Genomic DNA, 13,667 nt, shown 5'->3' with positions numbered 1-13,667 from the left:
TGGGTCATTGGACGAGGATCGCCTCGGCCAGTTCAAGGTCGCTCGCGGCCACGTGCGGATGCTGCTCATGCAGCCAGCGCAGCGCGGTTTCCAGCCAGGGACCACGCGCTTCGCCGTGGCTGGCGACGAACGCGGCCGCGTCGTCGCGTGAGTCGAGAATCAGTTTGTTGTCGAACGGGGCGCTGGTCACCTGGCTGGCGACGTAGGTGGAGGCGACGCTGCCGCCGGTGAGGCTGTCGAATGCCTGGGCGCTGCCGCAGAGGCAGCAGCCGACGAGTGCAAGGTAAAGCGAACGCATGTGGATCCTGAAGCTGAACGAAACCAGCCGCCAAGGCTAGCGAAACGCCGGCCACAGGGCCAGCGCCGAACCCGCGGTGCTGGGTCAGAGCGCCAGGATTGCGCTGGCCAGTTGCAGGTCGCTGGCGTGCAGGTCCGGCGCCTGGCTGCGGATGTGCTTCAGGGCAGCCTCCAGCTGAGCGCCGCGCGCCTGACCGTTGCTGGCGACGAAACGGGCAGCGTCATCCTTGGCGTCGATCACCAGCTTGTCGTCGCCCAGGTTCGAGGTGATATCCGACGTACCTTCAACCGTATTGACCAGCGAGGCGCCGATGGCATCGATGGTGCCGGTGAAGCTACCGGCAGAGACAGGGCCGGCGACCAGGCAGGCAGCCGCAGCAACAGACAACAGGTACTTGTTCATGGTCTTCTCCAGGCTGGGTGGGCTTGCGCCGTCAGAGGCTTTGACCCTCCGGCGGGCAGGGCCGTTCAGCTTAGGCTGCACGACCTCGCCTGGGAAGGGCGGCTTCATCGCCAGAAAGGCTTGTCCAGCTCGGCCATCCGCTCGCTATGGCTGATGCCGATGTCCGACAGCTGATGGTCGTCCAGCGCTGCCAACTGTCGACGGGTGCGCGCCCGCCGCCGCCACTGGTGCAGCAAATCGACCAAACGGTTCAGCGAGATCGGGCCAGCAGCGAGCCTGAACGTGCGCGGCAGTACGCGTTCCATCTGCCTTCTCCTTCCCGCCTGCGCGGGCATGAGTTATGGGAAGACAGGGTCGCGCGTCGCGCTGTTACGTAACAGTCACAGGCACTGTGGATTGTGCCGGCTCAGTTGCAGTCGCTGGGCAACTGTACTGCTGGTGGAGGACGAAACTGTTCATGGCTCGTTGCCGCGCCTGGCCGATGGCGTGCTGAGCATTTCGATCGGGCGAATCTCGAAGTCGCGCGTCAGGAACTCCATTCGTTGATCATGGAAGCGCTGCATATGCGGCAGTGCCGTATGCGTTTGCAGGTGTTCGGCGGACTGCCAGACCTCGTAGAAGATGAACAGCGTGGGGTCCTCGATATCGCGCAGCATGTGGTACTCGATGCAACCGTCTTCGGCTCGGCTGGCGTCGACGTAGCGGCTAAACAGCGCCTCGAACTCAGCGGATTTCTCCGGCCGGGTATGGGCATGAAGGATAAAGGCGCAAGGTTCGCTCATGGGCGTGCTCCAGTGGTTGGTTCCCACAGCCTAAGGCAAGAACAGGCCGAGCATTTGTGACTTTCAATCAAGACGCTTTTGCCCGGAGCGCGCTGTTTTGCCGCGCCGCGGCTCGTTAGGCTGCCCGCCATTCTCATTTGCTGGATACGCCTTCCATGAAAAAAATCCTGCTCCTCAACGGTGCCAAGCAGTTCGCCCATTCCGATGGTCGCTACAACACCACGCTTCACGAAACCGCGTTGCGGTTTCTCGACCGTGCCGGCTTCGACGTCAAGCAAACCCAGATCGACGCCGGTTACGACCTGGCCGAAGAAGTCGCCAAGTTTCTCTGGGCGGACGTGATCATCTATCAGATGCCCGGCTGGTGGATGGGCGCGCCCTGGACGGTGAAGCAATACCTCGACGAGGTATTCACCGAGGGCCACGGCAGCCTCTACGCCAACGACGGGCGCACGCGCTCCGATGCCTCGCAGAAGTACGGCAGCGGCGGGCTGTTGCAGGGCAAGCAGTACATGATTTCGGCGACCTGGAACGCGCCGCAGCAGGCCTTCGACGATCCGACGGACTTCTTCGAAGGCAAGGGGGTGGATGCCGTCTACTTCCCCTTCCACAAGGCCAACGAATTTCTCGGCATGACAGGCCTGCCGACCTTCCTCTGCGTGGATGTCATGAAGCGACCCTCGATCGAGGCCGACATCCAGCGTTACGAAGCGCACCTGGCGCGGGTGTTCGGCGGCTGATCGGGCAAGAAAAAGCCCCTCGCGGCTATGCCGGGAGGGGCTTTGGTGTCGCGGTGTCGCTTATTCCACGGCCTTTACCATGTCCTCGACGACCTTCTTGGCATCGCCGAAGACCATCATGGTCTTGTCCATGTAGAACAGTTCGTTATCCAGACCGGCATAACCGCTGGCCATGGAGCGCTTGTTGACGATGACTGTCTTGGCCTTGTAAGCCTCGAGGATCGGCATGCCGGCGATGGGCGACTTCGGATCGTTCTTCGCCGCCGGGTTGACCACGTCGTTGGCGCCGAGCACCAGTACCACGTCGGCCTGGCCGAACTCGGAGTTGATGTCTTCCATCTCGAAGACCTGCTCGTACGGCACTTCGGCCTCGGCCAACAGCACGTTCATGTGGCCAGGCATACGGCCGGCAACCGGGTGGATCGCGTACTTCACGGTCACGCCCATATGGGTCAGCTTCTCGGCCAGCTCCATCAGTGCATGCTGCGCGCGGGCCACCGCCAGGCCGTAGCCGGGGACGATGATCACGGTGTCGGCGTTCGACAGCAGGAAGGCGGCGTCATCGCTGGAACCGGATTTGACCGGACGCTGTTCCTGGCTGCCCTTGGCCGGGCCGGCGTCGGCATCGGCGCCGAAGCCACCGAGGATGACGTTGAAGAACGAACGGTTCATCGCCTTGCACATGATGTACGAGAGGATCGCGCCGCTCGAGCCCACCAGGGAGCCGGCGATGATCAGCATCGAGTTGTTCAGCGAGAAGCCGATACCGGCCGCCGCCCAGCCCGAGTAGCTGTTGAGCATCGAGACCACCACCGGCATGTCGGCGCCGCCGATGGGGATGATGATCAGCACGCCGATCACGAAGGCCAGCGCCACCAGGATCATGAACGCGGTGAAGTTGCCGCTGAAGGTGTAGATCAGGCCCAGTACCAGAATCGCCACGCCCACGGCGAGGTTGATCTTGTGCTGGTTGGGGAACACCACCGGCGCGCCCTGGAACAGGCGGAACTTGTACTTGCCCGACAGCTTGCCGAAGGCGATCACCGAACCGGAGAAGGTGATGGCACCGATGGCCGCACCGAGGAACAGCTCCAGACGGTTACCGGCCGGAATCGGATAGCCGAGCGCCTGGACGATACCCAGCGACTGCGGCTCGAGCACCGCGGCGATGGCGATGAACACCGCGGCCAGGCCGATCATGCTGTGCATGAAGGCGACCAGCTCGGGCATCTTGGTCATCTCGACGCGCTTGGCCATCAGCGTACCGACGCTGCCGCCGATCAGCAGGCCGAGGATGATGAAGCCCAGGCCGCCCCAGGGGCTGGCGCTTTCGGCCAGCTGCGCGCCGAGCTTGAACACCAGGAACACCGTGGTGACCACGGCGATACCCATGCCCACCATGCCGAACAGATTGCCGCGGCGTGAAGTGGTCGGGTGCGACAGGCCTTTGAGGGCCTGGATGAAGCTCACCGAAGCGATGAGGTAGAGCAGGGTGATCAGGTTCATGCTCATGGCTTGGACTCCGCCTTGGCGCCTGCGCGCTCCTTCTTCTTGAACATTTCCAGCATGCGACGGGTGACCAGGAAGCCACCGAACACGTTGACCGCGGCCAGGGTCACGGCCAGGGTGCCCATCAGCTTGCCCATCGGCGTGACGGTCAGGGCAGCGGCGAGCATGGCGCCGACGATGACGATCGCCGAAATCGCGTTGGTGACCGCCATCAGCGGCGTATGCAGGGCGGGGGTGACGTTCCAGACCACGTGGTAGCCGACATAGATCGCCAGCACGAAGATGATCAGGTTGTAGATGCCATCAGATATCAGGTCCATTCGTTCGGGCTCCCTTAACCGTTGGTCCGCACGACCTGGCCGTCGCGGCACATCAGGCACGCGGCGACGATGTCGTCTTCAAGATTGAGCTGGAACTTGGCTTCGCCATCGATCACCAGCTTGAGGAAGTCCAGCAGGTTGCGTGCGTATAGCGCCGAAGCATCTGCCGGCACGAGGGTCGCCAGGTTGGTGTAGCCAACCAGGGTCACGCCGTGCTTGACCACTACCTGATCGGCTTCGGTCAATGGACAGTTACCGCCCTGGGAGGCGGCAAGGTCGATGACCACCGAGCCGGGTTTCATCTGCTGCACGGTTTCTTCCTGCAGCAGCGTCGGTGCCTTGCGGCCCGGGATCAGCGCGGTGGTGATGATGATGTCGGCCTGCTTGGCGCGTTCGTGCACGGCCTGCGCCTGGCGCGCCATCCACGAGGCCGGCATGGGCCGGGCATAGCCGCCGACGCCTTCGGCGCACTCGCGCTCTTCGTCGGTCTCGAAGGGCACATCGACGAACTTGGCGCCGAGCGACTCGATCTGCTCCTTCACCGCCGGACGCACGTCCGAGGCCTCGATGACCGCGCCCAGACGCTTGGCCGTGGCGATGGCCTGCAGACCGGCCACACCGGCACCGAGAATCAGTACCCGTGCGGCTTTCACCGTACCGGCAGCGGTCATCAGCATCGGCATGAAGCGCGGGTACTGGTTGGCGGCGACCATCACCGCCTTGTAGCCGGCAATGTTAGCCTGAGAGGAGAGCACGTCGAGGCTTTGCGCGCGCGAGGTGCGCGGCGCGGCTTCCAGGGCGAAGGCGGTAATGCCGCGTTCGGCCATGCGTGCGATGTTTTCATTGTCGAAGGGATTGAGCATGCCGACCAGAACCGTACCGGGCTGCATCTGCGCCAGTTCGGTTTCGTTCGGTGCGTTCACCTTCAGCAGGATCTCTGCTGCGAACGCCGCAGCGGCATCGGCGATGGTTGCGCCTGCCGCTTCGAAGGCACTGTCCGGAATACTGGCCTGTACGCCAGCTCCGCTCTGCACCGTCACCCGATGCCCTTGCCCGATCAGCTTCTTGATGGTTTCCGGTGTCGCGGCAACGCGCGTTTCACCGGGCCTGGTTTCGAGAGGAACACCAATGTGCATTGTTCTTGTTCTCCTGCTTGATCGTAACCAGCGGCGGTACCGGTCGACCGGCTGTAAACCGCTGGTGTTGTATTCGCCCGTTCACTGCGGTGGTGCTCGGGTGTGGATCGGCTAACGGCCCCTGCACTCGGTAGAGCCTGCTGAACAGGGCGGTGTGAGCATCGCGATGCTCGTTCATGCGGGGTTGAAACACCCGGGAGCAGCCTCCGGCTGCTGAATTCCCTGGTCGTTGCGCCTGCTTGAACTCGCTCGCTACGTTTCCCACAGCCTGGTCAGCGCGGCATTTTGCAATCGCCCGGATTATCAAACAACTGTTTTAATCAGAACGAGCCAGTGGCGCTTCGTTCACGTAATGACCATTCGGTTGCGCTGCATGGCTGCAGACAGCGCGAGCATTGGCTTAGACGTTCGTCTAAGGTTCCATACCAAGTTATGCGCGGCGCAATCATGAATGACGCAACATAGACGGTGTACTCGCCGTCGGGCTTGTCTATATGCGACCTTGGTGCCGGTCGCTGCGTCGAATGCACAAAAAAACCGGCAAAAGCCTGCAATGTCATGCCGTGCTCGTAGTCCAAAGCCCTTGGTTGCGCCGGCGTCGGGACTGCCGACGGACTTCGATTGCATTATTCGTGAGAAATTCACATGCCCGAACTGGACGTCAACGAAATGACCACCCTGCTGGAACCGGTCCAGCGGCGCTTGCCGTTCGCCTTTGCGCGCCGCCATGGCGTGATCCTGCTCGATCGTCCCGAAGGCCTGCGCCTGTGTGCCCGTGAAGGCGCGCCGTTGACCGCCCTGCAGGAAGCGCAACGTATCGCCGGTGGGCCACTGGCGATGCAATGGCTGGCGCAAGACGAGTTCGAGCAGGCGTTGAGCGCCGCCTACCAGCATGATTCCTCGGCGGCGATGCTGATGGTCGAGGGCCTCGGCAACGACATGGACCTGCACAGCCTGGCCGACCAGATCCAGGAAACCGAAGACCTGCTGGAACAGGAAGACGACGCGCCGATCATCCGTCTGATCAATGCCATCCTCGGCGAGGCGATCAAGGAGAACGCCTCGGATATCCACGTCGAAACCTTCGAGAAGCGTCTGGTGATCCGTTTTCGTATCGACGGCATCCTGCGCGAGGTGGTGCAGCCCAAACGTGAACTGGCAGCGCTGCTGGTGTCGCGGATCAAGGTCATGGCGAGATTGGATATCGCCGAGAAGCGCATTCCTCAGGACGGCCGGATTTCCTTGCGCGTCGGTGGGCGGGAAGTGGACATCCGCGTCTCGACGCTGCCTTCGGCCAACGGCGAGCGCGTGGTATTGCGTCTGCTCGACAAGCAGGCCGGGCGCCTGACCCTGCGTCACCTGGGCATGAGCGAGCGCGACCGCCGGGTGATGGAACAGGCGGTACAGAAGCCGCACGGCATCATCCTCGTCACCGGCCCGACCGGCTCGGGCAAGACCACCACGCTCTACGCCAGCCTGGTCACGCTCAACGACCGCACCCGCAACATCCTTACCGTCGAAGACCCGATCGAATACAACCTCGAGGGCATCGGTCAGACCCAGGTCAACACCAAGGTCGACATGACCTTCGCCCGTGGCCTGCGCGCGATTCTGCGCCAGGACCCGGACGTCGTGATGGTCGGCGAGATCCGCGACCAGGAAACCGCCGACATGGCGGTGCAGGCGTCGCTGACCGGCCACCTGGTGCTCTCGACCCTGCACACCAACAGTGCCATCGGCGCCGTCACGCGCCTGGTGGACATGGGCGTCGAGCCTTTTCTGATTTCCTCCTCGCTGCTCGGCGTGCTGGCCCAACGCCTCGTGCGCGTGCTGTGTAATGACTGCAAGCGCGCCTATGTTGCCGACGAAGCCGAATGCGCCCTGTTCGGCCTCGATCCGAGCGAGGCGCCGACGCTGTACCACGCCGAGGGCTGCGACGTCTGCCGGCAGCTGGGCTATCGCGGGCGCACGGGCATCTATGAGCTGGTGATGTTCGACGACACCCTGCGCAGCATGATTCATACCCGTGCACCCGAGCAGGACATGCTCCGCCACGCACGCCGGCTGGGGCCGAGCATTCGCGAGGATGGTCTGCGCAAGGTGCGTGAAGGCGTGACCACCATCGAAGAAGTGCTGCGCGTGACGCGGGAGGAATAACGGTGAAGGCTCCGTTCGGTTTCACCGAAGCGCTCACGGCCAGGACCGCTCCCATGGGCGTGCGGTGGAACGCTGGTTTCGAGGCGCAGGCCATGATGAATGCGCGCAGGCGATTTGGGAGTGAGGTGCAGGCATCGCTCAGCGTAGGTGCGCGATTCGCGGTCAAGACCGCTCCCACGAGCCTGGGGCTCGAAGCGGGGGCGTTGTGTCGGCGGCGTGACAGGGCGTTGTGGGAGCGGTCTCGACCGCGAGCTTTTCACTGCCCTGGCGCAGGCCTGCGCTGATGGCGGCGTTCGAATACATTGCCCTCGACCCGCGGGGGCGCGAGCAGAAGGGCCTGATCGAGGCGGACAGCGCCCGGCAGGCGCGCCAGCTGCTGCGCGAGAAGCAGTGGTCGCCTTTGGAGGTCAAGCAGGCCAAGGCCAAGGAAGACAGCGGTGGTGGCGGCTTCGCCTTCGGTCGCGGGCTGTCGGCGCGTGACCTGGCTCTGGTGACACGCCAGCTGGCGACCTTGGTACAGGCAGCGCTGCCGATCGAGGAGGCCTTGCGGGCGGCGGCCGCCCAGACCAGTTCGCAGAAGATCAAGTCCATGCTGCTGGCCGTGCGCGCGCGAGTGCTGGAGGGCCATAGTCTGGCCGGCGCACTGCGTGAGTACCCCTCGGCCTTTCCCGAGCTGTACCGCGCCACGGTGGCGGCGGGCGAGCATGCCGGTCACCTCGGCCTGGTGCTCGACCAGCTGGCCGACTACACCGACCAGCGCCAGCAGTCGCGGCAGAAAATTCAGCTCGCCTTGCTGTACCCGGTAATTCTGCTGGTGGCCTCGCTGGCCATTGTCTCCTTGCTGCTGGGCTACGTGGTGCCGGACGTGGTGAAGGTATTCGTCAACACCGGGCAAGCGCTGCCGGCGCTGACCACCGGCCTGATTGCGGTGAGCGAGGTGGTACAGCGCTGGGGCTGGCTGATATTGCTGGGCATCGTCGCGCTGATGCTCGCCATGCGCCAGGCGCTGCGTGATGAACAGCTCAGGCGCCGCTGGCATGCACTGATCCTGCGGATTCCTCTGGTGGGCCGGTTGGCGCGGGCGACCAACACGGCGCGCTTCGCCTCGACCCTGGCGATCCTCACCCGCAGTGGCGTGCCGCTGGTGGATGCGCTGGGCATCGCCGCCGCCGTGATTGCGAACCTGCATATTCGCGACCGGGTGATCGAGGCGGCACAACGGGTGCGCGAAGGCGGTAGCCTGACGCGGGCGCTGGATGCCACCGGCGAGTTTCCGCCGATGATGCTGCACATGATCGCCAGCGGCGAGAAGTCCGGCGAGCTGGACCAGATGCTGGCGCGCACCGCCCGCAATCAGGAGAACGATCTGGCCGCGCAGATCTCGCTGATGGTGGGACTTTTCGAGCCCTTCATGCTGGTGTTCATGGGGGCTGTGGTATTGGTGATCGTTCTGGCGATCCTGCTGCCGATTCTTTCTCTCAACCAACTGGTGGGCTAGTGAGCATGACGTTGAACGAACGCAAACAGAGGGGCTTCACCCTCATCGAAATCATGGTCGTGGTGGTCATCCTCGGCATCCTCGCCGCGCTGGTGGTGCCGCAGGTGATGAACCGCCCGGACCAGGCCAAGGTGACCGTGGCCAAGGGCGACATCAAAGCCATCGGCGCTGCCCTCGACATGTACAAGCTGGACAACTATTCCTACCCCAGCACCCAGCAGGGTCTGGAGGCGTTGGTGGAGAAGCCCAGCGGCAATCCGCAGCCGAAGAACTGGAACCGCGATGGCTATCTCAAGCGCCTGCCCAAGGACCCTTGGGGCAACGAATACCAATACCTGTCACCCGGCACCAAGGGCCAGTACGACCTCTATTCCTACGGCGCCGATGGCAAGCAGGGCGGCTCGGATCTGAACGCGGACATCGGTAACTGGGATCTCTGATCCATGCCTCGAGCGCGCCGGGAGGGCGGCTTCACGCTGATCGAGCTGATGGTGGTCATCGTGATCCTCGGCAGCCTGGTGGGCCTGGCGGTGCTCTCGATGGGCAACACCAACTCGTCTCGCGAATTGCGCGACGAAGCGCAGCGGCTGGCGACGCTGATCAGCCTGATGGCCGACGAGGCGGTGCTCGATAACCGGGAGTACGGGTTGTTGATCAGCCGCGACGGCTATCGGTTGATGCGTTATGACGAAGCCGATGCTCGCTGGCGCGATGCCGGCGACGACAAGGCGCACCGTGCCCCGGACTGGATGCGCCTGGAGCTGGAACTCGATGGCGCCCCCTTGAAGCTGGTGGCGCCGGTCAAGCGCGAGGATGACCCCATCGGCCTGTCCGATAAGGGCGACCGCGAGCGGCGCCGAGCCCCGCGGGTACAGCCGCAACTGTTGATCCTGTCCAGTGGCGAGCTCTCGCCGTTCACCCTGACCTTCGTCGATCAACGGCCGGACGGCAGCCGTTGGGTGGTGTCCAGCGATGGCTTCAGCATGCCGCGTGCCGAGCCGCAGGAAACGCGCCGATGACCCGTGGCCGGCTCCGTGCGGATGGCTTCACCCTGCTGGAAGTGCTGGTGGCGCTGGCGATCTTCGCCATCGTCGCCGCCGTGGTGCTGACCGCCGCCGGCCGCAGTCTGAACAATGCCGGACGGCTGGAAGCGCTGACCCTGGCCAGCTGGATCGCCGACAACCGCCTCACCGAACTGCAATTGCAGCAGCCCGCACCGGGCATCGGCCGCGAAGACCTGGCGATCGAGTTCGCTGGGCGTCGCTGGCAGACGCTCAGTGAAGTGGAAACCAGTGGCACACCGGGGCTGCTGCGTATTCGCGTCTGGGTCGCCGCTGCCGAGACGCGCGGCGGGCGCGGCGGCCCGATCGACAAGCGTGCCGTGACCAGTCTGACCGGCTTTGTCGGGGTGCCGCCATGATGCGTCGTGCCCCTGCCGGTTTTACCTTGCTCGAGCTTTTGATCGCCATCGCCCTGTTCGCGTTGCTGGGCCTGGCGACCTATCGCATGCTCGAATCGGTGCTGCGCAGCGACGAGGTGGTCCGCGCCCAGGAGCTGCAGCTGCGGCAGTTGAGCCGTGCCGTGTGGCGCCTGGAGCAGGATCTGATACAGGCCGTGCCGCGGCCGGTGCGTGACGGTTACGGCGATGAGCAGAACGCCTTCATCGGCCAGTTGGCGGGCACCGAGGGCGGGGTCTCGCTGGAGCTGACCCGCAGCGGCTGGCGCAACCCCACCGGCATGCGTCGCGCCAACCTGCAACGGGTGCGCTGGCAGCTCGCCGGCAACACCCTGGAGCGGCTCTACTGGATCGTTCTGGATCGAGACCTGGACAGCCAGCCGCGGGTGCAGAAGGTGCTGGACGACGTGACCGCGCTGCGCGTGCGCTATCTGGATACGAACGGTAGCTGGCAGGAGGAATGGCCGCCGTTCGAGTTCGGTCGCGGTGACCCTGATGAGCAAGCGCGGCGGATGCCCCAGGCGGTGGAGGTGTCCTTCGATCATCAGCGCTACGGTACCATCACACGCCTGTTGCGCCTGCCCGACGGCCCGCGTCCGGCGGCACAGTTCGTTCAGCCCGATTCGCAGGGCGTGCCTGAGCCGGACGGTGAAGGAGAGATGCAGTGAGCGCCCAGCGCGGGGTCGCGCTGATCACCGTATTGCTGGTGGTGGCCATCGTCACGGTGGTTTGTGCCGGCATGATCGCCCGCCAGCAGTTGTCCATCCGCGGCACCGCCAACCAGGTGCAGGCTCGCCAGGCCTGGCACTACGCGTTGGGTGGCGAGGCACTGGCGCAGTCGATCCTGCGGCGTGACCTGCGAGCATCCGGCAACGGGACGGCACAGCCGCCTGTCGATCATCTGCTCGAGCCCTGGGCACTGCCGCAGCCGGCCTATGACCTCGATGAAGGCCAGGGCCAGGTGCAGATCCGTATCGAAGACCTCGCCGGACGTTTCAACCTCAACAGCCTGGTGCGCCAGCAACAGCCGAACGCGGCGGCGCTGGCGCAGTTCCGACGCCTGCTGCTGCGCCTGCAGATCAGCGAGCCCTATGCCGAGCGGCTGCTCGACTGGCTCGACAGCGACCAGCAACCCAGCGGTGAGCTGGGTGCCGAAGACAATGCCTATCTGCTGCTCGACCCGCCCTATCGCACCGCCGGGCGCCGGCTGGACGATCTGTCCGAACTGCGCCTGTTGCTGGACATGCGCGACGAGGATTTCCAGCGTCTGGCACCCTACGTCACCGCGTTGCCGGCCGACATGCCACTGAACGTCAACACCGCCAGCGCCATGGTCCTGTCGAGCCTGGCCGATAGTCTCAGTCCGGGGATGGCCGAGGTCATGGTCAAGGCCCGGCAAGCCGCGCCGTTTCGCGATACGGCGAGTTTCATGGCGCAACCGGCGCTTGGCGGTGTCCAACTGCAAGGCACCAACATCGCGGTGACCAGTCAATTCTTCCAGGTCACCAGCGAGGTGCGTCTGGGTGATCGACAGCTGGCTCTGGTGAGCCGGTTGCGGCGCGAGGAAAACGGCGACGTCCGGGTCCTTCAGCGCAACCTGGGGCAGCCGCCGCGACTGCCTCGTCAAACTACCGATGGAGAACGATAGCCGATGGATTGCCTGTTTCTGCCTGCCGATTGCGGCACCCGACTCGGTGCCGAATCACAGGTCTACTGGTTACCGGGCGAGGGTGAAGGCGGCTGGATGTCGCTGGCCCGGTGCGCCGAGCTGGCCCCGGCAGCGGTGACCCTGGTGTTGCCGGTCGAGGTCTGCAGCGCCGTGGCGGTCAATCTGCCGACCCGCAAGGCCCGCTGGTTGAACCAGGCGCTGGCCTATGCGGTGGAGGAGCTGCTGGCCGAGAACGTCGACGACCTGCATCTGACGCACGGCGATGCGCTGGACGACGGCCGGCGGCGGGTCATCGCGGTCCGTCGACAGCTGCTGGCCGATTGGCTGCAAGACCTGCAGGCGCAGGGCTTGACCATCGTCGCCATCCACGTCGACGCCGACCTCTTGCCCCGTGATGGCACGCAGCTGCTGGTCATCGGCGGACGCGCCTTGCTGGGCGGCGCTCCGGAAGCGCGGCTGGCCTTTGACAGCCAGCAATGGCCGTATCTGGCCAACCAGTGCCCGGCACCGCGTCACGGCCATGGCACCGTGGACGAAGCACCGCGGCTGCTCGATGACTATCAGCCAGTGGACGATCCCTATCGCTTTCTCGCGGCCGGGCGCGCGGCGGCGTTGAACCTGGCCCAGGGCGATTTCGCGGTGAAGGCCGCCGGCAGTGGGCTGGGGCAGTGGAAGCCAGTATTGGTGGTGCTCGCGCTGGTGCTGGCGGTGCAACTGGTCTTCAACCTGGTCCAGGCCTGGACGCTGGAGCGACAGGCGGAGCGTTACGCGCAGTCCAGCCGTGCGCTGTACAGCGAGCTGTTCCCCGAAGATCGGCGCATCGTCAACCTGCGTGCGCAGTTCGATGAGCACATCGGTCAGCGTGCCGGCGGGCCGTCGGGCTTCATGCGCCTGCTCGACGAGGTGGCGCGGGCCATGGCTGACGGGCCTGCGGTGACCGTCAGTCAGCTCGACTACAACCAGGCGCGCGGCGATCTCGCCCTGCAGGTTCGCGCCAGCGACTTCGCCACGCTCGAGCAGTTGCGCCAACGCCTGGGCGAAACCGCCGAAAACGTCCAGCTGGGCTCGGCCAGCCGCGACGGCGACGCGGTCAGCGCGCGTGTGGTGATCGGAGGTCAGGGATGAATCTGAGACAGCAAATGCAGGTGCGCCTGACCGAGTCCCCGCTGTGGTTGCGCTGGCAGCGCCTGCAGCCGCGCGAGCGGCTGTCCTTGACCCTGCTCGGGGCCTTCCTGCTGGTGGTGCTCTTGTACCTGTTGCTCTGGCAACCGGCGCAGCAGCGCGCGCGCGATGCCCGCGCCGCGTTCCAGCAGGAGCGCCAGCTGTACGGCTATCTGGAGCAGAACACCGAGCTGGCCCGGCAGATGTCGCGCAACCAGTCGGTCTCGCTGGCGCCCGAGCAGCTCCAGGGCCTGGTAACCCAGAGCGCGCAACAGCGTGGGCTGGTTATCGAAAGCTTCGATATCGGCAACGACGGCAGCCTGCAGGTGGCGCTGCCCGGGGCGTCCTATGCCACCTTGCTGAGCTGGTTCGACGAGCTGCAGGCGGCGGGCGCGAGCCTTGCCGAAGTCAGCATCAGCCGGGTCGGTGAAGGATTGGTGGACGCCCGGGTGAGTTTCCGCGCCGGCGGCTGAGCTCGTCGCGCCAAGCCTGGCGGTGATCGCCAAGCTGCCCTGGCTGCGCGCGCTAAGGCAGGCCGC

Annotated in this window: 17 protein-coding genes; 10 read left to right on the top strand and 7 right to left on the bottom strand. The window is 64.9% G+C overall.

Annotated elements, in window-relative coordinates; genetic code table 11:
• Nucleotides 1-4: 4 nt before the first annotated feature.
• The 4 genes from KVO92_RS10185 to KVO92_RS10170 all read right to left on the bottom strand — a co-directional run bounded on the left by KVO92_RS10185 (nt 5) and on the right by KVO92_RS10170 (nt 1,482).
• Nucleotides 5-298 carry a DUF2388 domain-containing protein gene (locus KVO92_RS10185; RefSeq protein WP_217475546.1) on the bottom strand — a complete coding sequence of 98 codons (294 nt, stop codon included), beginning with the start codon at nt 296-298 and terminating at the stop codon, nt 5-7.
• A gap of 84 nt (nt 299-382) precedes the next feature.
• Nucleotides 383-700: a DUF2388 domain-containing protein gene (locus tag KVO92_RS10180; protein ID WP_217475545.1), complete on the bottom strand. Its 318-nt coding sequence runs from the start codon at nt 698-700 to the stop codon at nt 383-385.
• Nucleotides 701-804: 104 nt separating this feature from the next.
• The gene (locus KVO92_RS10175; RefSeq protein WP_217475544.1) at nt 805-1,005 is read right to left on the bottom strand and encodes a DUF1127 domain-containing protein; all 201 of its coding nucleotides are present in this window, start codon (nt 1,003-1,005) and stop codon (nt 805-807) included.
• A gap of 150 nt (nt 1,006-1,155) precedes the next feature.
• Nucleotides 1,156-1,482, bottom strand: a complete 327-nt coding sequence (locus tag KVO92_RS10170) for a putative quinol monooxygenase (protein ID WP_217475543.1) — start codon at nt 1,480-1,482, stop codon at nt 1,156-1,158.
• Nucleotides 1,483-1,637: 155 nt separating this feature from the next.
• Between KVO92_RS10170 and KVO92_RS10165 the strand changes: the two genes are divergently transcribed.
• Nucleotides 1,638-2,222, top strand: coding sequence for an NAD(P)H-dependent oxidoreductase (locus KVO92_RS10165; protein ID WP_045160089.1), 585 nt, complete (start codon nt 1,638-1,640; stop codon nt 2,220-2,222).
• Nucleotides 2,223-2,282: 60 nt separating this feature from the next.
• Here the strand turns inward: KVO92_RS10165 and KVO92_RS10160 are convergent, their stop codons facing one another.
• From KVO92_RS10160 to KVO92_RS10150, 3 genes are read right to left on the bottom strand one after another with little or no spacing between them, the layout of a single operon-like run.
• Entirely contained in the window at nt 2,283-3,734 is a 1,452-nt protein-coding gene (locus KVO92_RS10160) for an NAD(P)(+) transhydrogenase (Re/Si-specific) subunit beta (RefSeq protein ID WP_217475542.1), read from the bottom strand.
• Nucleotides 3,731-4,051 carry an NAD(P) transhydrogenase subunit alpha gene (locus tag KVO92_RS10155; protein WP_014851051.1) on the bottom strand — a complete coding sequence of 107 codons (321 nt, stop codon included), beginning with the start codon at nt 4,049-4,051 and terminating at the stop codon, nt 3,731-3,733. Before KVO92_RS10155 ends, KVO92_RS10160 begins: the two co-directional genes overlap by 4 nt.
• A gap of 14 nt (nt 4,052-4,065) precedes the next feature.
• A complete protein-coding gene (locus KVO92_RS10150) occupies nt 4,066-5,187 on the bottom strand; it encodes a Re/Si-specific NAD(P)(+) transhydrogenase subunit alpha (RefSeq protein ID WP_217475541.1) in 1,122 nt (373 codons plus the stop codon).
• A 645-nt stretch (nt 5,188-5,832) separates the two neighbouring features.
• Here KVO92_RS10150 and gspE point away from each other — a divergent pair.
• The 9 genes from gspE (at nt 5,833) to KVO92_RS10105 (ending at nt 13,601) form a co-directional block, all read left to right on the top strand.
• Nucleotides 5,833-7,344, top strand: a complete 1,512-nt coding sequence (gene gspE, locus KVO92_RS10145; protein ID WP_272876504.1) for a type II secretion system ATPase GspE — start codon at nt 5,833-5,835, stop codon at nt 7,342-7,344.
• A 283-nt stretch (nt 7,345-7,627) separates the two neighbouring features.
• Nucleotides 7,628-8,842, top strand: coding sequence for a GspF family T2SS innner membrane protein variant XcpS (gene xcpS / locus KVO92_RS10140; protein WP_217475540.1), 1,215 nt, complete (start codon nt 7,628-7,630; stop codon nt 8,840-8,842).
• A 5-nt stretch (nt 8,843-8,847) separates the two neighbouring features.
• Complete coding sequence (gspG, locus tag KVO92_RS10135; RefSeq protein WP_217475539.1) at nt 8,848-9,282, top strand: type II secretion system major pseudopilin GspG; 435 nt, start codon at nt 8,848-8,850, stop codon at nt 9,280-9,282.
• 3 nt (nt 9,283-9,285) lie between these two features.
• Nucleotides 9,286-9,861: a type II secretion system minor pseudopilin GspH gene (gene gspH, locus KVO92_RS10130; RefSeq protein ID WP_217475538.1), complete on the top strand. Its 576-nt coding sequence runs from the start codon at nt 9,286-9,288 to the stop codon at nt 9,859-9,861.
• Nucleotides 9,858-10,262, top strand: coding sequence for a type II secretion system minor pseudopilin GspI (gspI, locus tag KVO92_RS10125; RefSeq protein ID WP_217475537.1), 405 nt, complete (start codon nt 9,858-9,860; stop codon nt 10,260-10,262). The genes gspH and gspI overlap by 4 nt, the downstream gene beginning before the upstream one ends.
• On the top strand, nt 10,262-10,966 hold the full coding sequence (gene gspJ, locus KVO92_RS10120) for a type II secretion system minor pseudopilin GspJ (protein WP_423836241.1): 705 nt from the start codon (nt 10,262-10,264) through the stop codon (nt 10,964-10,966). The genes gspI and gspJ overlap by 1 nt, the downstream gene beginning before the upstream one ends.
• Nucleotides 10,963-11,946 carry a type II secretion system minor pseudopilin GspK gene (gene gspK, locus KVO92_RS10115; protein WP_217475535.1) on the top strand — a complete coding sequence of 328 codons (984 nt, stop codon included), beginning with the start codon at nt 10,963-10,965 and terminating at the stop codon, nt 11,944-11,946. Before gspJ ends, gspK begins: the two co-directional genes overlap by 4 nt.
• A gap of 3 nt (nt 11,947-11,949) precedes the next feature.
• Entirely contained in the window at nt 11,950-13,092 is a 1,143-nt protein-coding gene (gene gspL / locus KVO92_RS10110) for a type II secretion system protein GspL (RefSeq protein ID WP_217475534.1), read from the top strand.
• On the top strand, nt 13,089-13,601 hold the full coding sequence (locus KVO92_RS10105) for a type II secretion system protein M (RefSeq protein ID WP_217475533.1): 513 nt from the start codon (nt 13,089-13,091) through the stop codon (nt 13,599-13,601). The genes gspL and KVO92_RS10105 overlap by 4 nt, the downstream gene beginning before the upstream one ends.
• Nucleotides 13,602-13,667: the final 66 nt, after the last annotated feature.

It is taken from the genome of Stutzerimonas stutzeri, assembly GCF_019090095.1.
In the GTDB taxonomy this organism is placed as follows: Bacteria; Pseudomonadota; Gammaproteobacteria; order Pseudomonadales; family Pseudomonadaceae; genus Stutzerimonas; species Stutzerimonas stutzeri_AN.
This window is presented reverse-complemented; position numbering and strand designations above follow the sequence as displayed.